Below are 24,155 nucleotides of genomic sequence, written 5' to 3'. Positions count from 1 at the left end.
TGTTCAAGTGTTGGTAATGGGCGTCTTGCCTGGCCTTCAGGGCCATCGCTGCGACCTGTGCGTAGATTAGGCAGGTGCATTGGCGGGAAAAAGCCGCTATAAAGCGTTTTACTGTCACCAAGAGCGAGACAATGAACCCCTACGAAGACATGCGCATCTTTGCCCAGGTCATGGAGGCCGGTAGCTTCACTGCTGCCGCCGACCGCCTGGGCATGTCCAAGCAATCGGTCAGCCGCCGCCTGATGCAGCTCGAAGAGCGCCTCGGCGTGCGCCTGCTCAACCGCTCCACCCGGCGCCTGGACGCCACGCCGCTGGGTCAGCACTACTACCAGTCGGCGTTGCGCCTGCTGGGCGAGGTGCAACAGGTGGAACACGACATCAGCGGCCAGGCCCAGGCCCTGCGCGGCACGTTGCGCCTGAGTGCGCCGCTGTCGTTCGCCATGGCCCACCTGGGCTGCCTGCTGACCGAGTTTCTGCAGTTGCATCCGCAGGTGGATGTGGAGGTGGACCTCAGCGATCGTGCGGTGGACCTGATCGGCGAGGGTTATGACCTGGCGCTGCGTATCGGCGCGCTGGAGGACTCCAGCCTGATTGCCCGGCGCATTGCCGATGTCGAACGGGTGTATTGCGCGAGCCCGGCGTACCTCGACGCACGGGGTGTGCCGACAAAACCTGAGCAACTGGCCGAGCATGATTGCCTGCCCTATGGGCATTCGCGGCAGGTGCAGTGGCAGTTCAGGCAGGGTGGCAAGACCCAGGCGATCCAGGTAACCGGGCGGATGAGGGCGAACAACGGCGAGTTGCTCCGCGACGCGGCGATAGCCGGGATGGGGGTGACCTATCTGCCGACCTTCATCGTCGGGCAGGCGCTGGCCGATGGGCGCTTGGTGACGGTGCTGGATGAGTGGGTGACGCCGGCGCTGCAGTTGTCCGCGGTGTACCCGCAGCACCGGCAGGTGGCGCGGCCGGTGCAGGGGTTTGTGAGTTTCCTGCGCGAGCGGTTGGTACACCTCTGATACCGAGTTGGCTTCTTCGCGGGACAAGCCCGCTCCCACAGGATCATCACAAGATTCGGATCCGTGGTGATCCTGTGGGAGCGGGCTTGTCCCGGGAAGAGGCCGGTACAGATCAAATCATCAACTGATCCACCCCGACCCACCCGCCATCGAACTCATCCATGGCATCCAGCACCGCCTTCTGAAAATAGGCCAGCGACGCCCGGTCGAACAGCAGTTGCAATGCCGGCAACTCATCACTGCCGACGTTCACCACGATCACATTGATCCGCGCCGCTGATGTCTGCGCCACGGCGCCGACCGGAAACGCCTGCAACCGCAAATCGACGCCGCACAACTTGGCCATCACCGCACTGCAATACTCCCCCGACAACTGCAGCCAGGCATGGCTGTCCTGACGCGGCAGCAGGTAATTGCGCCGGGCATCCTGCACCCAGCCCTGTTCTTCGCTGGCAACCCGGGCGCCCTGGTCGGCCAGGCTGCCCAGCAACAGGTACTCGCTGGCCGACAGGCGCGCCACCCAGCCGCCGTCACCCTGGCGCAAGGCCTGGTTGGGCTGTGAGGGCAGCTGGTATCCACGCGCTTGCAGGTAGTCAGCGGCATCACCCCCGCGAAACCCGACCCGCGCCAGTCCGGTCAGGTCGGTCAACGCACAGGTGTGCAAAAGGCTGCGTGGGATGAAGGCTTCAGCTTTCAGGCTGGTCATGGTTCAGAGCTCCTGGCGCAGGTTGTCGGGATCATGGAAAGGCAGGTGCACCACCTTGGCATTGACTATCACGCCGCCTTCCACGCGGATCGGGATGTGCATGCCAGGCGTCGCCTGATGGGCGCCGGCGTAGGCCAGGCCGATGATCTGCCCCAGGGTCTGCGAGTATTCGCAGGAGGTGACGTTGCCGCTGATGTCCGGGCCGTCCAGCACCAGGTGGCCCTCCAGCGGCTGCGGGCTGCCCTTGGGCAGGGTAAAACCGACCAGCTTGCGCTTGAGCGGCTGTGCTTCGAGGATCTCGATCGAGCGCTTGCCGACGAAAAACGGCTTCTTGTGGCCAATCGCCCATTGCATGCCGAGCTCTGCCGGGTGGGTCATGCCGTCGGTGTCCTGGCCGATGATCACGTGGCCTTTTTCCAGGCGCAGCAGGCGCTGGGTCTCGACCCCGAACGGGCGGATACCCAGCCCGGCACCGGCCTGCATCAGCGTGTCCCACAGGCGCTCGGCATGGCGCGCCGGCACGTGTATTTCATAGCCCAGTTCGCCGACGAAACCGACCCGCAGGATGCGCGCCGGGATGCCGGCTACCTTGCCCTGGCGCACACCGAGATAAGGGAAGGCTTCGGCGCACAGCCCGACATCGTCACAGACCTTGGCCAGCACCTGGCGCGACAGCGGCCCGGCCAGGTTGACCGCGGCCAGGGCGGCGGTGACATTGGTGATGTCCACGTCCAGCCGCCACTGCGCGTTCCACTTGAGCATCTGCTGGTAGATGCGCTCGACGCCGCTGGTGGTGGCGGTGACGTAGAAGTGCTGCTCGGCCAGGCGCGCACAAACCCCGTCATCGATCACCACGCCGTGCTCGTTGGTCATCAGCGCATAGCGGGTGCGGCCGATGGCCAGCTTGGCAAAGCCGAAGGTGTACAGGCGCTCCAGCAGTTCGGCGGCATCGGGGCCGCGCACGTCCAGGCCGCCCAGGGTGGACACGTCGATCAGGCCGACTTTCTCGCGCACATGACGGGCTTCCTCCTGCATGCAGCGTTCGCGTTCCTCGGGCTTGCCGTAAAAGGCCGGGCGCTGCCAGCTGCCGGCCGGCATCATCTTCGCGCCCGCTTGCAGGTGGCGGCGGTGCATCGGCGTCTGCCGGTAAGGGTCGAACGCACGGCCGGCGACATGCGCCAGCTTCTCTGCCTGGAAGGGTGGGCGAGCAGTGGTCACGCCGGTTTCGCTGATGCTGCGACCGGTGGCCTGGGCTACCAGGCGGGCGGTGGGCAATGCCGAGTGGCGGCCCTGGGACGGGCCCATGCCGACCGTGGAAAAGCGCTTGACCAGCTGCACGTCGCGGTAACCGCTGCGGGTGGCGTTGACGATATCGCGCACCTGCAGGTCCTCGTCGAAGTCGACGAAGTCCTTGCCCTTGGGGTGCGGGAAAATCGGCCAGGGGAAGTTGACCTTGGCCTCGGCCACGCAGGCCGGTGGCGTGGGGGCTGGCAGCCCTAGTGCTGCGAGGGCTTCGGCGGCGCCGCGGCTGGCGTCGGTGAGCACGTTGTCCAGGCGGTGGCGGCCGTTCACCGAACCTGCGATATCCAGGCCCGCGGGCAGGTTGCTGATGGCGAACTCGTCGCGGTTGACGTCATAGGCCAGCTTGCCACCGGCCTGGCACAGCAACTGATACACCGGCATGTAGCCCGCAGACATGCACAGCAGGTCGCAGGCCACGCGCAGGGCGTGATCGCCAACCTTGCCCTGGCCGGTGATCGGGCGGATGTCTGCGCCCGTGACATGGCGCATCTGCGCCCCATGCAGGGCTTCATAGACGGTGCTGCCCAGGTGCAAGGGAATGTCGCGACGCTTCAGCTCGCTGGCCAGCGCGGCATCGGCCGGCGCGGCGCGCATGTCGACCAGGGCGGCGACAGCCACGCCTTGCTCCTGCAGGTCCAGCGCGGCCAGGTAGCCGTCATCGTGGCCGGTGAGAATCACTGCACGTTGCCCCGGCTTGACGGCATACAACTTCATCAGCCGCTGCGCGGCGCTGGTCAGCATCACCCCGGGCAGGTCGTTGTTGCGGAACACCACCGGCTGGTCGAACGACCCGGCCGCCACCAGGCAGCGGCTGGCACGCACCTTGTACAGGCGCTTGTGCCGGATTACCGGCAGGTAGTTGTCGGTGAACCAACCGTTGCAGGTGGCTTCGCACAGCACCTGGATGTTCGGGTGGCCTTCGACGGCAGCCAGCAGTGCGTGGCGCAGGCTGGCGGCGCGGGTGCCGGCGATGTCGAAGCGGGCGTAGGTCAGCGAGCCGCCAAGCACTGGCTGTTGCTCGACCAGCAGCACCTTGGCCCCGGCACTGGCAGCGTCCAGCGCGGCGCGCAAGCCAGCGGGGCCACCGCCGATGACGGCCACATCGACGAACAGATAAGCCTTGTCGTAGTACTGCGGCGTGAACCCGAGGTCGAGTACGCCGAGCCCGGCCTTCTTGCGGATCAGCGGCTCCCAGACCTTCCACATGCCTTTGGGCTTGTAGAACGAGCGGTAGTAGAAACCCACCGGCATGAAGCGCGAGAACTTGCCCAGGTAGGCGTCGCGGTCGTGTTCCAGGCTGCCGTTGAAGTTCTGCCCGGTGACCACCAGGCCGTCACGCGCAGCCTCCATGTCGGCCAGCACATTGGGCTCTTCGGGGAGCTGCACCAGGGTGTTGGCGTCCTGCCCGGCCATGCTCAGCGGGCCACGGGGGCGGTGGTACTTGAACGAACGCGACAGCAGCCAGCGGCCATTGCCGAGCAGCGCACTGGCAAGGGTGTCACCGGCAAAGCCCGGGCAGGCCTGGCCGTCGAATTCGAAATGCAGGGGCCGTTCGCGGTCGATCAGCAGGCCCATCGGCGCGGGGAGGCGAGTATGGCTGTTCATCCGGCAATCTCCGGGCTGGCGGTGGGGCTGAAATCGACGCGGCGGTCGAACACTTCTCTGGGGTCGAAGGTGCGCAGCACCTGGTCGGTGACGGTGTGGCGCTCGGCCAGGAACCAATAGCTCGAGGCGTTGTGCAGCCACCACTCGGTGACGACGCCGGCCAGGTTGTCGCTGTTGAACACGTAATCGGCCCACTCGGCGTCACTGCAGGTGGCCGGGTCGGGCATCTGCCTGAATTCGCCGCCGTAGGTGAATTCGCTGATGTTGCGCGGGCCGTTCAAGGGGCAGGTCATGATCTTCATCGTCGTGTGCTCCTTAGTGGCTGGCCGCGGTGGCGCCCATTTCGTTGACTTGCTGGAAGCGGCTGAAGCGCTCCAGGGCGAACGGGGCGATCAATTCAGGTACCTTGCCGCCGCTGGCCACGAGCTCGGCCATGGTCTTGCCGCAGATCGGCGTGGCCTTGAAGCCCCAGGTGCCCCAGCCCGCGTCGAGGTAATAGTTGTCGACTGGCGACAGGCCCATGATCGGGCTGTAGTCCGGGGTCATGTCGGTCATCCCGGCCCACTGGCGCATCAGCTTGGCGTTGGCCATGAACGGGAACATCTCGATCGCGTGGGCCAGCAGGCTTTCCTTGAGGTCGAGGGTGGAGCGGGTGTTGTACAGCGGGTACGGGTCGGAGCCGCCGCCGAAGACGATCTCGCCACGGCTGGTCTGCTGCACGTAGCAGTGCAGCGCCGACGAGCTCACCAGTGGGTCGAGGAATGGCTTGAATGGCTGGGTGACCATGGCTTGCAGCGGGTAGGTGTGGATCGGTGCGCGGATGCCGGCCTTGGCCATCAGCAGCGAACTGGCCCCGGCCACCGCCTGCACCACGCAACCGCACTGCACGGTGCCGCGGTTGGTCTTCACCGCCTCGATGCGACCTTTGCTAATGACCAGTTCTTGCACTTCAGTTAGCTGATGGATTTCCACGCCGCGCTTGGCAGCCTGCTTGGCATAACCCCAGGCCACCGCGTCGTGGCGCGCAGTGGCGCCGTCGATGTGCCACAGGCCGGCCAGCACCGGCAGGTGGCCGGGGTCGAGGTTCAGGCTTGGCACCAGCTCGCGGATCTGCTGGCGGTCGATCATTTCGGTGCGCCCGCCGAAGTGCCTGTTGACCTCGGCACGCCGGCGGAAGGCGCGCACCGTGGCGTCGGTGTGCGCCAGGGTCAGCTGGCCACGCTCGGAGTACATGATGTTGAAGTCGAACTCGTTGGACAGGTTCTGGAACATCCGCACCGACTCGGCATAGAAACGCACGCCCTCGGAGGTGAGGTAGTTGGAGCGGATCACCGCCGTGTTGCGTGCGGTATTGCCGCCGCCCAGGTAGGCCTTTTCCAGCACGGCGACGTTGGTCACGCCGTGGTACTTGGCCAGGTAGTAGGCGATGGCCAGGCCGTGGCCGCCGCCACCGATGATCACCACGTCATAGCGCGGCTTGAGTTCGCAGGGTGGCGGCAGGTCGACCTCCACCGGGTAGTCGGCGCTCAGGCCGTATTTCAGCAGGGCGAAAGGCATGGGGTGCGCTCCTGGAGGGCGGCCTGTTGCTGCAGGTCGAGGGCGAGCAGGGTGTTTTTCATCAGGTAGGCGATGGTCATCGGGCCGACGCCGCCGGGCACCGGGGTGATGGCGGCAACCTGGGGCAGGGCGGCAGCGAAGTCGACATCGCCGACCAGGCGGCTATGGCCGCCTTCTTCGATGCGGTTGATGCCGACATCGATCACCACCGCGCCGGGCTTGAGCCACTCGGCGCCGACCAGGCGTGGCTTGCCGACCGCCGCGACGACGATGTCGGCCTGGCGGCACAGCGCCGGCAGGCCGCGACTGCGTGAGTGCACCACGGTTACCGTGCAGTCGGCCTGCAGCAGCAGCGCGGCCATGGGTTTGCCGACGATGTTCGAGCGGCCAATCACCACGGCATGCTTGCCGCGCAGCTCGCCGCAGGCATCGCGCAACAGGCGCATGCAGCCGCTGGGGGTGCAGGGCGTGAGCACATCGCGACCCTGGGCCAGGCCGCCGACATTTTCACTGTGAAAACCGTCCACGTCCTTCAGCGGGTTGATCGCCTGGAGGATGCGTTGTTCATCGACGTGTTCGGGCAACGGCAACTGCACGAGGATGCCGTTCACCCCGGTGTCGCGGTTGAGCCGGTCGATCAGGGTCAGCAGTTGCGCCTGGGTGGTGTCGGCCGGAAGCCGGTGTTCCTGCGACCGGATGCCCACTTCCTCGGCGCGTAGCACCTTGTTGCGTACATACACCTGGCTGGCCGCGTCGGCCCCGACCAGGACCACTGCCAGGCCTGGTTGCACACCGCCCTGGCGCAAGGTCTGCACCTGCTCGCGAACCTCGGCCAGCACCCGCGCTGCGGTGGCCTTGCCGTCGATCAGCTTGATACTGGGGATGGCGCTCATTTGAAGATCACCGTGCGGTCGTGGTTGAGGAACACTCGGTGCTCAAGGTGGTATTTGACTGCGCGGGACAGGGCGATGGTTTCGGTGTCGCGGCCGATCGCCACCAGGTCGTCGGGGGCATAGGCGTGGTCGACGCGCTGCACTTCCTGTTCGATGATCGGGCCCTCGTCGAGGTCGCTGGTGACGTAGTGGGCGGTGGCGCCGATCAGTTTGACGCCGCGCTGGTAGGCCTGGTGATAAGGCTTGGCGCCCTTGAAACCTGGCAGGAACGAGTGGTGGATGTTGATCGCCCGGCCCGACAGCTGGCGGCACAGGTCGTCGGAGAGGATCTGCATGTAGCGCGCCAGCACCACCAGTTCGGTGCCGGTGTCCTCGACGATGCGCATCAGTGCGGCTTCCTGCTCGGCCTTGGAGTCCTTGCTCACCGGCAGGTAGACGAAGCGGATACCTTGGCGCTCGGCCATTGGCCGCAGGTCGAGGTGGTTGGAGACCACGGCGGTGATCTGCATGTCCAGCTCGCCCTTGGCGTGGCGGTAGAGCAGGTCGGCCAGGCAGTGGTCGAACTTGCTCACCATCAGCAATACGCGCAGTGGTCGGGCGCTGCTGTGCAGGCTCCAGTCCATGTCGAAACGCTGGGCGACATCGGCGAAACCCGCTTCCAGTTGTGGCGTGTCACCGCTGACACCGGTGTTGTAGCGGAACACGGCGCGCATGAAGAAGCGGCCATTGTCCTCGTCGTCGAACTGCGCCATTTCGCTGATGTAGCAACCATGCTCGGCCAGGTAGGTGGTCACCGCCGCGACGATGCCGGACACGGCGGGGCAGCTGACGCGCAGGATGAAGTGGTCGGGAGCGGGGGGCATGTCGGATGGGCCTCGTGATCGGGTGGGGCAGGTCGGCACAAGGGCAAAAGGTGCTTCGCGGCGAGCGAAGGGATGTTTCTTCATGGGAATATAAATTTCCCTTGAGCGATTTATAGGCGAAGCGAGGGGCAGGGGTCCAGTCTTTTATGAATATTTTTATCCTGGCAGGAAATTTTAGGGAGCTCACTGACCCTGTGAGAGCGGGTTGACCCGCGAACAGGCCATCACAGGCTATGCTTGATCCATGACCACACCCACCCCTCTACGCCAACCGTGCCCCCCTGGCGCCTGTGACTGCGGCCGCGAACAATTGGCCGCTCAACCGCCAGCGGCCCAGCGCATCCTCCTGCTCACCCGCCAGGAAGAAAAGCGCCTGCTCGAACGCCTGGAAAACCTCAAGGACCTGGAAGACCTGCAGCGCCTGCAACAGCGGCTGTACGAAAACCTCGGCATCCGCGTGCACATCAGCCCCGGCTTCAACGAAGTGCGCACCATGCGCGGCATTGTCATCGAACTCGACGACCAGCCCGGCCTCTGCCGCAAGACCCGCCAGTCGATCCCGGCCGCGATTCGCCGGGGCCTGGAGCGCAACCCGCAGGTTGCGTTCCGCTTGCTCGATACCCATGACCTTTTGCGTGACACCTGAGGGAAAATGCCAGCGCGGTACGCCACAGAAATCTGTGGGAGCGGGCTTGCCCCGCGAAAGGGCAGGTACAGGAGTACTCAGATGGACAACCGCACCACCCGGTTATCCAGCACCTCTGGCTGCTGCGCCCGACGCTTGTTCACCACCAGTTCGCCAATGGCAATCAACCGCGTGCGCGTGACATTGCGCGACAACCCGAGCAACTGCGCGGTATGTACCTGGTTGTAATGGCAGAAGTGATACGCCGAACGCAGCAGGGCATTCTCGACCTTCTCGTACAGATCGCCAGGCTGTTCTTCATACAACCGGCTGAACGCCTGCAGCAGCAGATCGTCCACGCCGTGGTTCGCCGGCTCTTCTTCCTGGCGCTCCAGGCGCAGGTTCGACAGCCGCAGGTCCTGCGCCTGCACCACGCCATCGCCGCAGGTCAGCAGGCTGTGGTGAATCACGTTTTCCAGCTCGCGGATATTGCCTGGCCAGCTGTACTCGACCAGCTTGGCCTGGGCCTTGGGGCTCAGCTCCACCGGCCCGTAGCCCAGCCGCTCGCTGTAGCTGCGGATGAAGTGCCGCGCCAGCGGCAGGATGTCCCCCGGCCGGTCGCGTAGCGGGTGCAACTGCAGGGTCACCACGTTCAGCCGATAGTACAGGTCTTCGCGGAAGTGCCCGGCGTTGATCGCCTTCTCCAGTTGCACGTTGGTAGCCGCCAGCACCCGCACATTGATCGGGATGCTCTTGCGCGAGCCCAGGCGCACCACTTCGCGCTCCTGCAACACGCGCAGCAGCTTGACCTGAATCGGCAGCGGCAGGTCACCGATCTCGTCGAGGAACAGCGTGCCGCCGTTGGCCTCTTCGAACCAGCCGGCCTTGGCTGCCAAGGCGCCGGTAAAGGCGCCTTTTTCGTGGCCGAACAGCTCGGCTTCGACCAGCGACTCGGAGAATGCGCCGCAATTCACCGCGATGAACGGGCCGTTGCGCCGGCCGCTGAGGTTGTGGATATGGCGTGCGACCAGCTCCTTGCCCGTGCCGGTTTCGCCAATGATCAGGACGCTGGCCTCGCTGGGGGCGACCTGTTGCAGGTGGGCGAGCAGCGCCTGCGACCTGGGGTCTTCGAAGACCTGTGCGGTCGCCCTGATCGAGGTAGCCAATGTCGGTGACGGGGGGAGGGTCAGCAGTTGCATGAGCGATCCTTAGGAATAGAAGGATGGGGCGGGGCGCTTGCCGCCGAGGGCCCACTCGCCGAGCTCGTGGATGCGGTAGTCCACCGGGTCGTGCAGGGTTTGCGTCCTCAGATTGCGCCAGTGGCGGTCGAAACGCAGCGAGGCATGGGTGGCGCGCGCGCCGGTGACCTCGAACAGGCGGTTGCAGATGTCCAGGCCGTGGCGCGTGGCCGCGACCTTGGCGGTGCCGATGGCCAATGCCAGGTCGCCGCGTTCCTCGGCGCTCAGCGCCTGCTCCTTGGCCCAGGCGCTATCGAGCTGGCGGGCGGCGCGGGCGATCAGCAGGCGCACGCTCTCAAGGCCCACCCAGAATTCGCCGTAGTGGTGCAGCACGTACGGGTCTTCGGCGCTGCTGGCTGCTGTGGAGCGGAACCACGGCCGGCTTTCCTTGAGGCTGTACTGGCGCGCCTCGTCGAAGGCGCCTTCGGCGATGCCGAGGAACAGGTTGGCAAAATGCAGCTGGGCGATCAGCGGACGCAGGGCGGCGAACGGCGTGCTCAACGGCCCGGGGTCGAGCAGCAGCTCGGTGTGTTCGACGCGCACCCGTTCGAAGGTGGCACTGCCGCTGTCGGTCTGGCGCTGGCCGATGTTGTTCCAGTCGTTGTGCAGGGTGATGCCGGTGCGCCCGCTGGGGACCGCTGCGATCAGCAGCTTGCCCCCCGCGCGCTCGTCCACCGCCGAGGCGATCAGCATTTCCGAGTCGCTGGCGCCGGAGCAGAAGCTCTTCTTGCCGGAGAACTCGCACCAGCCGTCGAGGTGCCTGACCACGGTGCGGGTGTCCAGCGGATTCAGGGCGTTGCCCCAGAACCAGTGCTTGCGTGCGGTCTGCTCGAACCAGGGTTGCCACTGATCCGGGCGCGAGAACAGGCGCACGGTGGCCAGCATCAGGTGGTGAAAGCCAAACACATGGGCAAGCGAGCTGTCGACCCGGGCGAATTCGCGCACCACCTCGAAGGTGTCATGCCAGCTCGCGCCCTGGCCGCCGAAGGCCTGGGGAATGACCAGCGACAGTAGCCCGCTGCTGCGCAGGGCATCGCGTTCGGCCTTGGGCGTGCCACCGCGCTCGTCGCGCTCCACTGCGGTCTGGGCGAACTGCAAGGCCAGTTCGCGCGCCACCGCCAGTGCCGGACGGGCCGCATTCAAAGGTGCATTCATGGCGGTTCCTCAGGCACTCTGACGCAGCGCGTGGTGGGCCCCGAACAGCGGCACGGCGCGCTCGGCGGCCAGGCGGATGCGCGCTCCCAGGGCGTCGCTGGAAACCTGGTAGTCGGCAAGCTCGGCCTGGCTGGCATAGACGCCGATCGGCAGGGTCAGGGCCTGCAGGAAGCTGAACAGCGGGCGCAGCTGGTGGTCGAGCACCAATGCGTGGCGTTCGCTGCCACCGGTGGCAGCCAGCAGCACGGGCGTGTCGACCAGCGCGTCCTGGCCGATCAGGTCGAACAGGTGCTTGAAGTGGCCGGGGAAGCTGCCGCGATAGACCGGCGCGGCAACCACCAGCAGGTCGGCCTTTTCCACCAGACGCAGCTGTTGCTCCACGGTGTCGGGCAGTTCGCTGCGCCACAGGGCGGCACCCAGAGGCCGGGCGATGTCACCCAGTTCGATCAGGTGTGGCTTGATGTGCAGGTGCTGGCTGAGTTCGGCGAGGATCGCCTCGGTCAGGGCCAAGGTACGAGAGGGGCGGGTGGTACCGCCGGACAGGGCGACGACATTCAGTGGGGTGCTCATGGGCAGGTCTCCGGTTCTGGTTGAGCGGGGGACTTTGCTTGAGCAATCGTCGTGCCGAGTTATTAATGCTTTATGGATCAACGGGTTGCGATAATTGAGGCGCTACCGCTGTTGCTTTGTGGGCGTTGTGTGTTGATCAGGTGTTGCGCTGCAGACAGTTGGCCGGGTGTTGGCGGCTGTACAGTTGAGACCGTTATAGCGAAATTACTTGTAGTTAAAAAAGAATAAGAATTCATATTCTTATTCGATTAAGAATGTAGCGACGTGCAGACGGCGGCCTGCCGATTACTTGCCGCTGCGCCCATAGGCCTGGCTGATGCGGTCGATGACCATCGCCAGCGCGACGATGGCCAACCCGGCTTCGACGCCCTGGCCGACATTGAGCGTCTGGATGCCGGCCAACACATCCTCGCCAAGCCCCCGGGCACCGATCATCGAGGCCACCACCACCATCGACAGGGCCATCATCACCGACTGGTTGAGCCCGGCCATGATGCTCGGCAACGCCAGCGGCAGGGCAATGCGCCGCAGCCGCTGCCAGCGGCCGGCACCGAGGCCGTGGGCGGCCTGCAGCAGTGATGGGTCGATCTGGCTCAGGCCCAGCTCGGTCAGCCGCACCAGCGGTGGCAAGGCATAGATCAAGGTGGCGAACACCGCCGGCACCTTGCCCAGGCCGAACAGCATCAGCACCGGGATCAAATAGACAAAGGCCGGTAGCGTCTGCATCACGTCCAGCACCGGCAACAGCAGGCGCCGGGCCAGTGGACGGGTGGCCAGCAAAATGCCCAGGGGCACGCCAACCAGTACGCACAGGCCGGTACTGACCAGCACCAGTGCCAAAGTCTGCAGCAGTTTGTCCCACAGCCCGAGCATGCCGATGAACGCCAGCAGTGCGACCAGCGCTACGCTGCGCAGCAGGCTGCGGCTGGCGTGCCAGGCGATCAGGCCGACCAGCAACAGCAGCAGCCACCAGGGCATCAGACGCAGCAGGTTCTCCAGGCCGACCAGCAGCTGCAGCAATTGGTCGGAGACACTGCGCAGGTGGTCGCCATAGTGCAGCACCAGCCAGTCGACCCAGCGGTTGATGGTGCCGGCGAAAGACAGTTGCAGGGCTTCGGGAAAGCCAGCACTCACAGGCTCGCCTCGACCTTGGTGGCCACCTCAGCGGGCAGCCAGGCCTTCCACACCTGCGGGTTGGCGCGCAAGAACGCCTTGGCGGCATCGGCAGGTCGCTGACGCTTTTCGTTCATCTCGGCCAGGGCCTTGTTGAGGGTGTCGATGGGCAGGTCGACCTTTTCGAACACCTCTACCAGGTCCGGGTAGCCATCGCGAAATGCCTTGGACACACCGATCGACAGCTTCGCCGGCAACGACTGGCTGCCTTTCGGGTTGGGGTTCTTCGCATCGGTCAGGGTGGCCCAGGCGCTCGCGTCGAACGGCGGTTCCTGCAGGCGTACCAGGTCGTAGCGCCCAATCAGCGCGGTGGGGCTCCAGTAATAGAACAGCACCGGCTGGCCGCGGCGGATGGCCGAGCTGATTTCGGCGTCCAGCGCTGCGCCGGAGCCACTGCGGAAGTTGTTGTACAGGCCATCCAGGCCATAGGCCTTGAGCTTCTGGCTGTTGACGGTCTCGGAAGTCCAGCCACTGGGGCTGTTGAGGAAACGGCCTTTGTCTGGCATCTCGGGGTCGCGGAACACCTGCGGGTAGCGCTTGAGGTCGTCGACGCTGCGCAGGTCCGGGGCCAGGGGCTTGAGGTTGCGGGCCGGGTCACCCTTGATCACGTAAGCCGGTACCCACCAGCCTTCCTCGGCATTTTTCACCGTGTCGCCCAGGGCGAACACCTGGCCGGCCTGTTCGGCCTTGACCCAGGCGGGGCTGCGCCCGGCCCATTCCTCGGCGATAACCTGCAGGTCGTTGCGCGCCAGTGCCACTTCCATGCTCACCGAGCTGCCGGGGAGGGTGTCGGTGGGGTAGCCGTAACCGTGCTCGACGAGGTGGCGCAGGATTTCCGTGGTCAGGGCGCCGCTTTCCCACTGGATGTCACCGAAGTGGATAGGTGGGTTTTTTTCTGCCGAAGCAGCGCTGTCGGTGCTGGCCAGGCCGAAGGCCAGCAGCAGGCCGGCCAGCAGCGCAGGGATCTTCTTCATGGAGGCCTCTTCGGTTGCCGCGGCTTGAATTGAGGCAAGTGTAGACGACGGCGTTTGCAGCCCTGCGGGAAGGCTTTCGTGGTGGGAGTTGCGCGGCATGGTGGGAACAATCCGGGCGGTGCGTGGCAGCCTGCCATGCCTTCGAGGAGTGCTCTGCTTTGGACCTGGACCTGGACCTGGATTTCATTTATTACCGCAACTTCCGTTTCGACGGCAAATTTCATATCCGCTGCCTGGGTAGCGATCTGCGTCATGTTGCGCGAGTCCGCTATGAACTGGAGCGTATCGAGGCGGATGGCCCTGTGCACCTGGGCGGCGAGTCGGTTGTTTCGCAAGCACGCAGTGGCGCGCTGGCTGACCACGGCTGCCCGGCGACGCTGGTTACCGCGGCCACTGCCGGTCGCTACCGGATCAGCCCAAGGGTGGTGCTGCTCGATGCGCAGGCGCTGGCGCGGGGGCTGCCACCCGGGGCCAGTGGCGTGATCGACCTGCCGCCGTTGAATCTGCTCATCACCGAACAGGACTTGACCCGCAACGTGCTCGACGCTGTGCCGTTGGCATCCGGCCAGCGCCGCCGCCGGGCGGCCGATGCACAGGCCGTGGCTACCCTAGATGACCCCTTCGTCCAGCTCGGTGAGCCTGGCACCCCGACGGCGGTTGGCAAGGCGTTGCCACCGCTGCTGGTGAAATTTGCCCCGGGAGGCTTTGACCGTTTGCAGGCCGACCTGCAACCTGGATCGCAGTCGAAGCTGGTGCGGTTGTGGCCGAAGCTGGGCGCGGTGATCCATCTGCGACCCTGCTTGAGCCAGCAGGAACAGGACGATCCACGCCTGGGCATGCTGAACCGGTACTACCTGATCGATCAGCCACCGAGCATGCTCAATGACACCTTCCTGGCACTGTCCCGGTCCCTGGCAGAACTGCAATACGTAGAAACGTTGCAGTTCCTGAGTAACAGCCCGGACCCGCACCCGCTGGCCTTCGTGCTGGCCGGCGTGCTGGCCACCTTGTTGACGGGAGGGGCCGTCGTGGCCGGCAACCGCGCCTACGAAGACAGCCAGCCCACCCCTGACTTCGAGCCCCGACAGCATTATCTGGGCGCCCCTGGCGGGCGCTGGCAAGGCCTGAACGTGCGGCAGGCCTGGGCGCGGCGAGTGCGGGGCAAGGGTGCCAGGATCCACTTCAGTGACGGCGGGGTGTTCCCCAATCATGAAGACCTGCGTGACAACCCCGCGCTGAAAGTGATCCCAGGGGGACCGAACGACAACCCTGAGCATGGGACTGCCTCGGCCGGCATGCTGGTGGCCACGCGTAACGGTTTCGGCGTGACCGGCATGAGCCATGAAAGCGAGCTGTTCCTGTATGACAGCAGGGCCACCGATGCGACCGGGAACCTGGGTACCCTCAAGGCGCTGCTGCGCCATGTCGAGCCTGGCGACATCGTCGGCATCAACCGTCAGACCGCCAACCCCAAGGACCTGTACACCTTCCTGCCCAGTGTGCATGACGCCATCTGGTGGGACGTGATGAACAGCCTGGTAGAGCGCGGCGCCGTGGTGGTGGCGGCGGCCTGCAATGGCAGCAATCGTACCGATGCCAGGCAGGGGACGGTTGCCGGGCATGGGGTCGATCTGTCGCAGCATCGCAACTTCACTGACCGCGGCGATGCCGGTGCGATCCTGGTGGGCGCCTGCCAGTCATGGGATGGCAAGCCCCATACCTACTCCAACTACAACTACCGCTACCGCATGCTCAATGCCTGGGGGGACAGCGTGGTCACGCTGTCGTACGGTGACCTGGAGGACAAGCACGGTGATGACCGGGACTACACCGCCACGTACGCTGGCACATCTTCGGCTACGCCAATGGTGACGGGGGCCCTGAGCCTGATCCAGTCGTATGCGCTGGAGCACCACCATGTCTACCTGAATGCCGACCAGATGCATTTGCTGGTGATGGCGTCGGGTTACCAGGATGCCACCCGGGCCGACAGTGAGGTCCTGCCGATGGGGGCGCGGCCGAATGTGCAGGCGGCGTTGGCCCTGCTGGACCAGATCCTCGGCGGCGGGCGTTTTACCGGCTGAGCCGGGCAAGGGCCGCTGCCTGTTCCCAGGCAGCGGCCTGCGGCCGGTCACACGCGGAACTGGTCCATCAGCGCCTGCTGCTGGTTGGCCAGGCTGTTCAGCGACTGGCTGACCCGCGCCGACTCGTTGGCCTGGCCCGACAGCGATTCGGTGACATCGCGGATGGTCGCCACGTTGCTGTTGATCTCTTCGGCCACCGCGCTCTGCTCTTCGGCCGCCGAGGCGATCTGCAGGTTCATGTCGGTGATCACGCTGACGGCCTGGCCGATGCGTTGCAGAGCGCTGACCGCCTGGCCAACCTGCTCGACGCCACCTTGAGCCTGGCGGTGGCTCTGGTCCATGGTGCCGACCACATCACGGGTGCCGGTCTGCAGGGCCTCGATCACCTGACGGGTTTCTTCCACTGACTCCTGGGTGCGCTGGGCCAGGTTGCGCACTTCATCGGCGACCACGGCAAAGCCGCGTCCGGCCTCACCGGCGCGGGCAGCCTCGATGGCGGCGTTGAGCGCCAGCAGGTTGGTCTGCTCGGCGATCGAGCGGATCACCTCCAGCACCGAACCGATTTTCTCGCTGTTCTGCGCCAGGCCTTCGATTTCGGCCATGGCTTCGCTCATGTTGGCGGCCAGGGCATCGATGCTGGTGGTGGTGCGGTCGATAACCGCCAGGCCTTCGCGGGTGGCCTGGTCGGCCTCGCGAGCAGCTTGCGCGGCTTGGGCGGCGCTGCGGGCGACGTCCTGGGCGGTGGCGCTCATTTCATGGGACGCCGTGGCCACCTGGTCGACCTGGCGGTACTGCTGCTCCATGCCGGCGCTGGTTTCGGTGGCGATGGCCGACGACTGGTCGGCGGTGCCACGGGCGGCCTGCACCGAGCGCTTCACTTCGGCGATGGTCGGTTGCAGCTTGTCGAGGAAACGGTTGAACCAGCCGGCCAGTTCGCCGAGTTCGTCACGCTTGTCGTAAGTCAGGCGGCGGGTCAGGTCGCCTTCACCGCTGGCGATGTCCTTGAGCATCGCCGCCACGCCGAGGATCGGCTTGGTCACGCCACGGGCCATCAGCCAGACCAGCAGCAGGCCGGCGATCGCGGCGGCCAGGCCCAGGCCCAGTTCGAGCAGGGTGCCGCTGGTGTTCAGGGCGTCCAGTTCTTGCTTGAGTGCTTCGGCGGGGCCAGTCAGGGCATTTTCCGGCACATCCAGCAGCACGCCCCAGGGCTGGGCACCGGGGACCGGTTCGAAGGCGGCCAGCACTTTCAGACGTGCCTGGTCGTGAACGATGTTCAGCTTGCCAGTGGCCAGCTTGCGCACCAGTTCGGCGCCCTGGCGCGGGTCGACCTGGTCGAAGCGCTGGGCCAGCTTGCTGGGGTCGGCGCTGTAGCCGGCCAGCAGGCCGACCGGGCTGAGGATACCGACCGTGGTGCGGCCCTCGTAGAGGCTGCGGCTGGCCTCCTGGCTCAAGGCCTGCAGGCTGTTGAGGTTGATGTCGATGGACAGGGTGGCGATGATCTTGCCGTTGACCGCCAGCGGGAAGACGATGCTGGTCATCAGCACGCGCTGGCCGTCGATGTCATAGAAGTACGGCTCTACTACGCAGACCTTGCCGGTGCTGCGCGGGCAGGTCCACCAGGTGTTGGCCGGCTGGCCGCTGGGGCCGATCTCGGTGTTGGCCATGTCGTGTTCGGGCAGGGCCATGGCGGTCAGCTGGCCGGCGCGTGGCTGCGACCAGTACAGGGCGAAGCGCCCGGTTTCGTTGCTGCCCAGCTCGGCTTTGCCGGCGAACAGGCTGTCCTTGTTGTCCAGTGCGTTGGGCTCGAACACCAGCGACAAGCCGAGCAGGTCGGGGTTGGCCTGCAGCGCGGCGCGCACCTGGCGGGTCATGTCTTCGCGCAGGTCGAACGCATCGAGGAAGCGTTTTTCCGCCTGTTCACGCAAGAACATTACCTGGCGCGAGAACCCCGCGCCGTACTGGTAGGCGTCCATGAACTGGCGGCGAATGTTCAGGGCCTGGACTTCACCTTGCGACTCGATACGCGACTGCGCGGCCTCGCCGAGCATCTGCATGCTGCTGGCCTTGACCAGGTCCGAGCTGTGGTCCATGCGATACAGTGAAAGGCCGACGAGCAGGGTGACGATGCTGGCGAGGCAGAGACCGGCGAGCAGGGTGATCTTCCACTGGATGGAAAGTTGTCGCAAAGGCATGAGGGAGTCCCTTTTTCTGGCAGTAAGGGTTTGGCGGTGGGGCTTACAGGTGTTTGCCCTGTATCGGCCTTGTCCGCTTTTTCTTTATTCAAACATTCAATTTAAAATGCCAGCGAAATACGCCGCAATATGGCGTTTTTGACATCCGACGCCCGCTCCGTCACAGTGCGCGCTTTTTGTCTGCCGCCACGAGGAACCCCAAACCATGAATGCAGTGATCGCCGCGGTCGGCATCATGCTGATACTCAGCCTGTCCCGCGTGCATGTCGTCATCGCCCTGATCATCGGCGCCCTGGCCGGTGGCCTGGTCGGCGGGCTGGGTATCGAAGGCACGCTCAAGGCCTTCAACGGAGGCCTCGGCGGCGGCGCCACGGTGGCACTGTCCTACGCGTTGCTCGGTGCCTTCGCCGTGGCTATCGCCAAGTCGGGCCTGGCCCATGCCCTGGCCGACCGGGCGCTGAACATGATCGACCGCCAGGGCCATGCCAATGGCGGCCAGGTCAAATGGCTGCTGATCGGCCTGATGCTGGTGGTGGCGGTGTCGTCGCAGAACATCCTGCCCATCCACATCGCCTTCATCCCGCTGCTGGTGCCGCCACTGCTGTACGTGCTGACGCGCCTGCGCATCGACCGTCGGCTGATCGCCTGTGTCATCACCTTTGGCCTGATCACGCCGTACATGTTCCTGCCGGTGGGCTTTGGCAACATCTTCCTCAATGAGATCCTGCTGGCCAACGTCGCCCGTGCCGGGGTCGATGTCAGCGGGGTCAACGTCACCCATGCCATGGCCATCCCGGCCGCGGGCATGTTGGCCGGTTTGCTGCTGGCGGTGTTCATCAGCTACCGCAAGAAGCGCGACTACGACCTGGCGCGCATCGAGCAGGTCGAGCAGGTCAGCGTGCAGTACAACCCGCTGACCCTGCTGGTGGCGGGGCTGGCGATCGCTGCGGCATTCCTCGTGCAACTGTGGCTGGACTCGATGATCATCGGCGCCATGGTGGGCTTCCTGATCTTTTCGCTGTCGGGGATCGTGCGTTGGAAGGACACCGACGATCTGTTCACCGAAGGCATGAAGATGATGGCCATGATCGGTTTCATCATGATCGCCGCGTCCGGCTTTGCCGATGTGATGAAGGCCACCGGCGAGGTCAAGAGCCTGGTCGAGGCCTCGGCGCAGTGGATCGACCACAGCCAGGGCATCGGCGCCTTGCTGATGCTGCTGGTGGGGTTGCTGGTGACCATGGGCATCGGCTCGTCGTTCTCGACGGTGCCGATCCTGGCTGCGATCTTTGTGCCGCTGTGCGTGCAACTGGGCTTCGATCCACTGGCCACGGTATGCATCGTCGGCACCGCAGGTGCCCTGGGGGATGCCGGCTCGCCAGCGTCGGACTCGACCCTCGGCCCGACCTCCGGGCTGAATGTGGATGGCCAGCACCATCATATCTGGGACACGGTGGTCCCCACCTTCCTTCACTACAACCTGCCGCTGCTGGCGTTCGGTTGGCTGGCGGCGATGACGCTGTAAGGCGTCAGCCCTTGTCGGGTGGCGGGGAAATGCTGTTGAGGACGGTACTGCCGTCCTTGCTGCGGGTCAGGTAGACCGGCAACACCTTGGGCAGGTTGTCCACCAGCCGCTCCACCTCGCCGGTGTTGTAGATGCCGCTGATGCGGATGCGCCCGGTGCCGGGGTCGGCCAGCAGCAGCGGGGTGTCAAGGTAGCGGTTGATCACCGGCAGGGCCTGTTCCAGGCTCAGGTTGTCGAGCACCAGCTTGCCGTTGCGCCAGGCCAGGCTGTTGTCGTAATCGCTGTTCTCGGCCAGTTGCGGTTCGAAATCACCCTTGTGGTAGCTGGCCTGCATGCCAGGGCCAAGGCGGTAACCGCCAGCACTGCCTGCACTGCTGACCAGCACCGAACCCTGCACCAGCGTGACCTTGACCTGGTCCTGGTACTTCCAGACGTTGAACTGGGTACCGGTGACGCGGGTCTGGCCGCCGCCGGCGCGGACGATGAACGGGTGGCTGCTGTCGTGCTGCACCTTGAAGAAGGCTTCGCCACGCTTGAGGGTGACCTGACGCTGGTCCTTGTAGTTGAGGTAGGTCAGTTCGGTGTGAAGGTTGAGCTCGACCGTGCTGCCGTCGCTCAACTGCACGGTCTTCATCTCGCTGCCCGCTTCAAAGTGCTGGTAGTGGTCGGGCAACCAGCCTTGTTCCCACCCCACCCAGCCGGCCAACGGCAATGCCAGCAGGGCCAGCGCTGCTGCCGAGGCCAGTGGCCGCCAGTTGCGTGAGCGTGGCAGGTGCTGCGCAGGCGGGTTGAAATCGATGACCGTGGCGGTGCGCGGCAACAGGTCGGCGGTTTGCCAGATTTCCAGCATCGCCTGGTATTCCTCGGCATGACGCGGGTCGGCCGCCAGCCAGCGGGAGAACGCCTCACGTTCGACCAGCGTGCAATCGTCGGCGTGCAGGCGCATGCACCAGTGCGCAGCGGCATCGGTGATCGGATCGTCTGGGCTGGGATTGAGGCGGTCTAGGTTCATCATGGCTCCGGGTTTTGCGCATTCTACCCCTGCAGAGGGGTTCCCGAGAACCGAGGTAATGGCGAATGACTATCAGTTATGTGTGTTTTTCGTCGGTTGCGCAAGGGATTTCCAGCGTTTGAGAACGCTTCGCGGCAAACGGGCTTGCCTGCCCCGTTAAAGGTCGTCGGCAACGGCCGTTTCATGAATATTTGCATAGCAGCCTAATCAAAGCTTTGACATTCACTGCCTAGGCAGTAATATTTTCATACAATTGCTCGAGCTGACCGCGATGCCCCATTTCACCCCGGAAAACTTCCAGACCTGCGCCATCGGCATGCTGCTCGGCCGGGCGGCGATCCTCAAGGACCGCATTCTCGACTGGCACCTCGAATCGGAAGGCGTCACTGCCGCACAGTTCAAGGTGCTGATCATAGTCACCCAGTACGAGGTGGATACCCCGGCCGAACTGTGCCGCTACCTGGGCCTGGACAGCGGTTCGATGACCCGCATGCTCGACCGCCTCGAGCAGAAGGGCCTGATCCTGCGCAACCGTTGCCCTGATGACCGCCGCCAGGTGCGCCTGGGGCTGACCGCCGATGGCCAGCGCCTGGCCGACCGCCTGCCGGAGATCGGCGCGGCGGCGATGAACGAACTGGTCGGCGTGCTGCAGCCGGACGAACTGAAGTCCCTCGAAGGCTTGCTGGCCAAGGTTCTGCTAGGTGCCGGCGACCCTCTGACGATCCGCCGCTTCGGCGATCGTTGATCCCTGTCACGCATTTTCCAAGGTATTGTCATGGCCACTCCCACAGACACCACAACTCCCTCCGCCGACGCGCCAGCGTCGGGCAAGCGCAAGGCCTGGCTGCTTGGCCTGCTGTTGCTGGTGCTGCTCGCAGGCGCCGGCACCTGGGCCTGGTACAGCCTGATCGGGCGCTGGCACGAAAGCACGGACGACGCCTACGTCAACGGCAACGTGGTGGAGATCACGCCGCTGGTGACCGGCACTGTCACCAGCATCGGCGCCGATGACGGCGACCTGGTGCAAGCCGGGCAGGTGCTGTTGCAGTTCGACCCGTCCGACAGCGAGGTGGCCCTGCAATCCGCCGAAGCCAAGCTGGCGCGCAGCGTGCGCCAGGTGCGCGGGCTGTACAGCAACGTCGACTCGCTCAAGGCGCAGCTGGAAACCCGCCAGGCCGAACTGCAGAAGGCGCAGCAGAACTACAACCGACGCAAGGTGCTGGCCGACAGCGGCGCGATTGCCGCGGAAGAGATTTCCCATGCCCGGGACGATCTGACCGTGGCCCAGGCCGCCGTCAACAGCGCGCGCCAGCAGCTCAATACCAGCACCGCCCTGGTCGATGACACCGTGGTCTCCTCGCACCCTGAGGTGATGGCGGCTGCGGCCGATCTGCGCCAGGCCTACCTCGACCACGCGCGCACCACCTTGGTGGCGCCGGTGACCGGCTATGTCGCCAAGCGTACCGTGCAGCTCGGCCAGCGCCTGCAGCCCGGCACCGCGACCATGGCGGTGATCCCGCTGAACGAGGTGTGGATCGATGCCAACTTCAAGGAAACCCAGCTACGCGACATGCGCATCGGCCAGCCGGTGGAGATCAGCGCCGACCTGTACGGTAGCGAGGTCAAGTACAGCGGCACGGTCGACAGCCTCGGCGCGGGGACCGGCAGCGCCTTCGCCCTGCTGCCGGCGCAGAACGCCACGGGCAACTGGATCAAGATCGTCCAGCGCGTGCCGGTACGCATTCACCTCAGCCCCGACCAGCTCAAGGACCACCCGCTGCGCATCGGCTTGTCCACCGTGGTCGAGGTCGACCTGCACGACCAGAGCGGCCCGGCGCTTGCCCAACAGCCACCTCAGCAGGCCAGCTACACCACTCAGGTGTATGACCGCCAGCTGGTCGAGGCTGACAACCTGATTGCCCGGCTGATCCACGAGAACAGCGCCACTGGCAAGACGGCGCAGCGATGAGTAACAACGCCCCGGCGCAGTTCACGCCGCCGAGCCTGTTGCTGACCACCATCGGCCTGTCGCTGGCGACCTTCATGCAGGTGCTCGACACCACCATCGCCAACGTGGCACTGCCGACCATCTCCGGCAACCTGGGAGTGAGCTACGAGCAGGGCACCTGGGTAATCACCTCGTTCGCGGTGAGCAACGCCATTGCCTTGCCGCTGACCGGCTGGCTGAGCCGCCGCTTTGGCGAGGTGAAGCTGTTCATCTGGGCCACGCTGCTGTTCGTGCTGGCCTCGTTCCTCTGCGGTGTCGCCCAGTCGATGCCGGAGCTGGTGGGCTTTCGGGTCTTGCAGGGGGTGGTGGCCGGGCCGTTGTACCCGATGACCCAGACGTTGCTCATTGCTGTATACCCGCCGGCGAAACGGGGCATGGCCTTGGCGTTACTGGCGATGGTCACGGTGGTGGCGCCGATTGCCGGGCCGATATTGGGCGGCTGGATCACCGACAGTTACAGCTGGCCGTGGATCTTCTTCATCAACGTGCCGATCGGCCTGTTCGCCGCTGCCGTGGTGCGCCAGCAGATGCGCACGCGGCCAGTGGTCACCAGCCGCCAGCCGATGGACTATATCGGCCTGCTGACGCTGATCGTCGGCGTCGGTGCGTTGCAGGTGGTGCTGGACAAAGGCAATGACCTGGATTGGTTCGAGTCGTCATTCATCATCGTCGGCACGCTGATTTCGGTGGTGTTCCTGGCGATCTTCATCATCTGGGAACTCACCGACCGCCACCCGGTGGTCAACCTGCGGCTATTCGTGCACCGCAATTTCCGGGTCGGCACCCTCGTGCTGGTCGGTGGTTATGCGGGGTTCTTCGGCATCAACCTGATCCTGCCGCAGTGGCTGCAGACGCAGATGGGCTACACCGCCACGTGGGCGGGGCTGGCGGTGGCGCCGATCGGTTTGCTGCCGGTGATCATGTCGCCGTTCGTGGGCAAGTACGCGCACCGCTTCGACCTGCGGGTGCTGGCGGGGCTGGCGTTCCTGGCGATAGGCACCAGCTGCTTCATGCGTGCCGGGTTCACCAGTGAGGTCGACTTCCAGCACATCGCCCTGGTGCAGTTGTTCATGGGGATTGGCGTGGCGCTGTTCTTCATGCCGACCTTGAGCATTTTGCTATCGGACCTGCCGCCGCATCAGATCGCTGACGGCTCGGGACTGGCCACTTTCCTGCGCACACTCGGGGGCAGCTTTGCGGCATCGCTGACGACGTGGATCTGGATTCGTCGGGCGGACCAGCATCATGCGTACCTGAGTGAGCACATCAGCCAGTTCGACCCGGCGACGCGGCATACCCTGGAGCAGATGGGCGGGGCGAGTGCGCAGCATTACGCGCAGCTGGAGCAGATCGTCAATGCGCAGGCGTACATGATGTCGACGGTGGATTATTTCACCTTGATGACCTGGGTGTTTGCCGGGTTGATCTTGTTGGTGTGGCTGGCCAAGCCGCCGTTTACTGCCAAGGCGGGGCCAGCTTCGGCGGGGCATTGAAGCAGTTGCGTTGCACTTGCACTTGCTCTTGCTCTTGCTTTTGCTTTGGCTTCTAAGCGCGCGATAGTCCAGGCGACGCAGAGTGCGACTTCAGGAGGCCGAACGCAGGCGTCTGGAGGGCCAGGGTGCGCAGCACCCCTTCGGCGCAGCCGAAGGCGCGAGAT

20 protein-coding genes and 1 pseudogene are annotated in these 24,155 nt (G+C 65.1%); 7 read left to right on the top strand and 14 right to left on the bottom strand.

Annotation, left to right across the window (positions count from 1 at the left end):
- The first annotated feature begins 131 nt into the window (after window positions 1–131).
- A complete protein-coding gene (locus ACQKPS_RS20500; RefSeq protein WP_254485064.1) occupies window positions 132–1,016 on the top strand; it encodes a LysR family transcriptional regulator in 885 nt (294 codons plus the stop codon).
- A 112-nt stretch (window positions 1,017–1,128) separates the two neighbouring features.
- Here the strand turns inward: ACQKPS_RS20500 and ACQKPS_RS20495 are convergent, their stop codons facing one another.
- From ACQKPS_RS20495 to purU, 6 genes are read right to left on the bottom strand one after another with little or no spacing between them, the layout of a single operon-like run.
- A complete protein-coding gene (locus ACQKPS_RS20495; RefSeq protein ID WP_427605501.1) occupies window positions 1,129–1,722 on the bottom strand; it encodes a sarcosine oxidase in 594 nt (197 codons plus the stop codon).
- A gap of 3 nt (window positions 1,723–1,725) precedes the next feature.
- Window positions 1,726–4,629 carry an FAD-dependent oxidoreductase gene (locus ACQKPS_RS20490; protein ID WP_427605500.1) on the bottom strand — a complete coding sequence of 968 codons (2,904 nt, stop codon included), beginning with the start codon at window positions 4,627–4,629 and terminating at the stop codon, window positions 1,726–1,728.
- Window positions 4,626–4,931: a sarcosine oxidase subunit delta gene (locus ACQKPS_RS20485; protein ID WP_283723319.1), complete on the bottom strand. Its 306-nt coding sequence runs from the start codon at window positions 4,929–4,931 to the stop codon at window positions 4,626–4,628. Before ACQKPS_RS20485 ends, ACQKPS_RS20490 begins: the two co-directional genes overlap by 4 nt.
- Before the next feature lie 13 nt (window positions 4,932–4,944).
- A complete protein-coding gene (locus tag ACQKPS_RS20480; RefSeq protein WP_427605499.1) occupies window positions 4,945–6,186 on the bottom strand; it encodes an FAD-dependent oxidoreductase in 1,242 nt (413 codons plus the stop codon).
- Window positions 6,168–7,079: a bifunctional methylenetetrahydrofolate dehydrogenase/methenyltetrahydrofolate cyclohydrolase FolD gene (gene folD, locus ACQKPS_RS20475; RefSeq protein ID WP_427605498.1), complete on the bottom strand. Its 912-nt coding sequence runs from the start codon at window positions 7,077–7,079 to the stop codon at window positions 6,168–6,170. Before folD ends, ACQKPS_RS20480 begins: the two co-directional genes overlap by 19 nt.
- Window positions 7,076–7,942 carry a formyltetrahydrofolate deformylase gene (purU, locus tag ACQKPS_RS20470; protein WP_283723322.1) on the bottom strand — a complete coding sequence of 289 codons (867 nt, stop codon included), beginning with the start codon at window positions 7,940–7,942 and terminating at the stop codon, window positions 7,076–7,078. The genes folD and purU overlap by 4 nt, the downstream gene beginning before the upstream one ends.
- A 244-nt stretch (window positions 7,943–8,186) precedes the next feature.
- On the opposite strand from purU, the gene ACQKPS_RS20465 reads away from it, so the two are divergent.
- On the top strand, window positions 8,187–8,588 hold the full coding sequence (locus ACQKPS_RS20465; protein WP_254485071.1) for a hypothetical protein: 402 nt from the start codon (window positions 8,187–8,189) through the stop codon (window positions 8,586–8,588).
- A gap of 77 nt (window positions 8,589–8,665) precedes the next feature.
- On the opposite strand, the gene sfnR is transcribed toward ACQKPS_RS20465, so the two are convergent.
- The 5 genes from sfnR to ACQKPS_RS20440 all read right to left on the bottom strand — a co-directional run bounded on the left by sfnR (window position 8,666) and on the right by ACQKPS_RS20440 (window position 13,677).
- Window positions 8,666–9,766: a sigma54-dependent transcriptional activator SfnR gene (gene sfnR, locus ACQKPS_RS20460; protein WP_254485072.1), complete on the bottom strand. Its 1,101-nt coding sequence runs from the start codon at window positions 9,764–9,766 to the stop codon at window positions 8,666–8,668.
- Between the two features lie 9 nt (window positions 9,767–9,775).
- On the bottom strand, window positions 9,776–10,960 hold the full coding sequence (locus ACQKPS_RS20455) for an acyl-CoA dehydrogenase family protein (RefSeq protein WP_254485073.1): 1,185 nt from the start codon (window positions 10,958–10,960) through the stop codon (window positions 9,776–9,778).
- Window positions 10,961–10,969: 9 nt separating this feature from the next.
- Entirely contained in the window at window positions 10,970–11,530 is a 561-nt protein-coding gene (msuE, locus tag ACQKPS_RS20450) for an FMN reductase (RefSeq protein ID WP_254485074.1), read from the bottom strand.
- A gap of 285 nt (window positions 11,531–11,815) precedes the next feature.
- The gene (locus tag ACQKPS_RS20445) at window positions 11,816–12,664 is read right to left on the bottom strand and encodes an ABC transporter permease (RefSeq protein ID WP_254485075.1); all 849 of its coding nucleotides are present in this window, start codon (window positions 12,662–12,664) and stop codon (window positions 11,816–11,818) included.
- Window positions 12,661–13,677: an ABC transporter substrate-binding protein gene (locus tag ACQKPS_RS20440; RefSeq protein WP_427605497.1), complete on the bottom strand. Its 1,017-nt coding sequence runs from the start codon at window positions 13,675–13,677 to the stop codon at window positions 12,661–12,663. The genes ACQKPS_RS20445 and ACQKPS_RS20440 overlap by 4 nt, the downstream gene beginning before the upstream one ends.
- Window positions 13,678–13,835: 158 nt before the next feature.
- Here ACQKPS_RS20440 and ACQKPS_RS20435 point away from each other — a divergent pair, with 158 nt between their 5' ends.
- Window positions 13,836–15,761 (top strand): S8 family serine peptidase, encoded by a 1,926-nt coding sequence (locus tag ACQKPS_RS20435; protein WP_427605496.1) that lies wholly within the window; start codon window positions 13,836–13,838, stop codon window positions 15,759–15,761.
- Window positions 15,762–15,808: 47 nt separating this feature from the next.
- Here the strand turns inward: ACQKPS_RS20435 and ACQKPS_RS20430 are convergent, their stop codons facing one another.
- Window positions 15,809–16,564, bottom strand: a complete 756-nt coding sequence (locus ACQKPS_RS20430; protein WP_427605607.1) for a methyl-accepting chemotaxis protein — start codon at window positions 16,562–16,564, stop codon at window positions 15,809–15,811.
- A 102-nt stretch (window positions 16,565–16,666) separates the two neighbouring features.
- Window positions 16,667–17,632, bottom strand: a pseudogene (locus tag ACQKPS_RS20425) (HAMP domain-containing protein); the annotation flags it as partial.
- Window positions 17,633–18,158: 526 nt separating this feature from the next.
- Between ACQKPS_RS20425 and ACQKPS_RS20420 the strand changes: the two are divergent.
- Window positions 18,159–19,478 carry a Na+/H+ antiporter family protein gene (locus ACQKPS_RS20420; protein ID WP_254485079.1) on the top strand — a complete coding sequence of 440 codons (1,320 nt, stop codon included), beginning with the start codon at window positions 18,159–18,161 and terminating at the stop codon, window positions 19,476–19,478.
- 4 nt (window positions 19,479–19,482) lie between these two features.
- On the opposite strand, the gene ACQKPS_RS20415 is transcribed toward ACQKPS_RS20420, so the two are convergent.
- Window positions 19,483–20,490, bottom strand: coding sequence for a FecR family protein (locus ACQKPS_RS20415; RefSeq protein ID WP_283723325.1), 1,008 nt, complete (start codon window positions 20,488–20,490; stop codon window positions 19,483–19,485).
- Window positions 20,491–20,761: 271 nt separating this feature from the next.
- Here ACQKPS_RS20415 and ACQKPS_RS20410 point away from each other — a divergent pair, with 271 nt between their 5' ends.
- From ACQKPS_RS20410 to ACQKPS_RS20400, 3 genes are read left to right on the top strand one after another with little or no spacing between them, the layout of a single operon-like run.
- Window positions 20,762–21,235 (top strand): MarR family winged helix-turn-helix transcriptional regulator, encoded by a 474-nt coding sequence (locus ACQKPS_RS20410; protein WP_054886995.1) that lies wholly within the window; start codon window positions 20,762–20,764, stop codon window positions 21,233–21,235.
- A gap of 30 nt (window positions 21,236–21,265) precedes the next feature.
- Window positions 21,266–22,459, top strand: coding sequence for an HlyD family efflux transporter periplasmic adaptor subunit (locus ACQKPS_RS20405; protein ID WP_254485081.1), 1,194 nt, complete (start codon window positions 21,266–21,268; stop codon window positions 22,457–22,459).
- A complete protein-coding gene (locus ACQKPS_RS20400; protein WP_427605495.1) occupies window positions 22,456–23,991 on the top strand; it encodes a DHA2 family efflux MFS transporter permease subunit in 1,536 nt (511 codons plus the stop codon). The genes ACQKPS_RS20405 and ACQKPS_RS20400 overlap by 4 nt, the downstream gene beginning before the upstream one ends.
- Window positions 23,992–24,155 lie beyond the last annotated feature (164 nt).

It is taken from the genome of Pseudomonas sp. NPDC086566 (assembly GCF_050280885.1).
Classification (GTDB): Bacteria; Pseudomonadota; Gammaproteobacteria; order Pseudomonadales; family Pseudomonadaceae; genus Aquipseudomonas; species Aquipseudomonas vlassakiae.
Note: the sequence above shows the minus strand (reverse complement) of the source record. Positions and strands in the feature narration are given on the sequence as shown.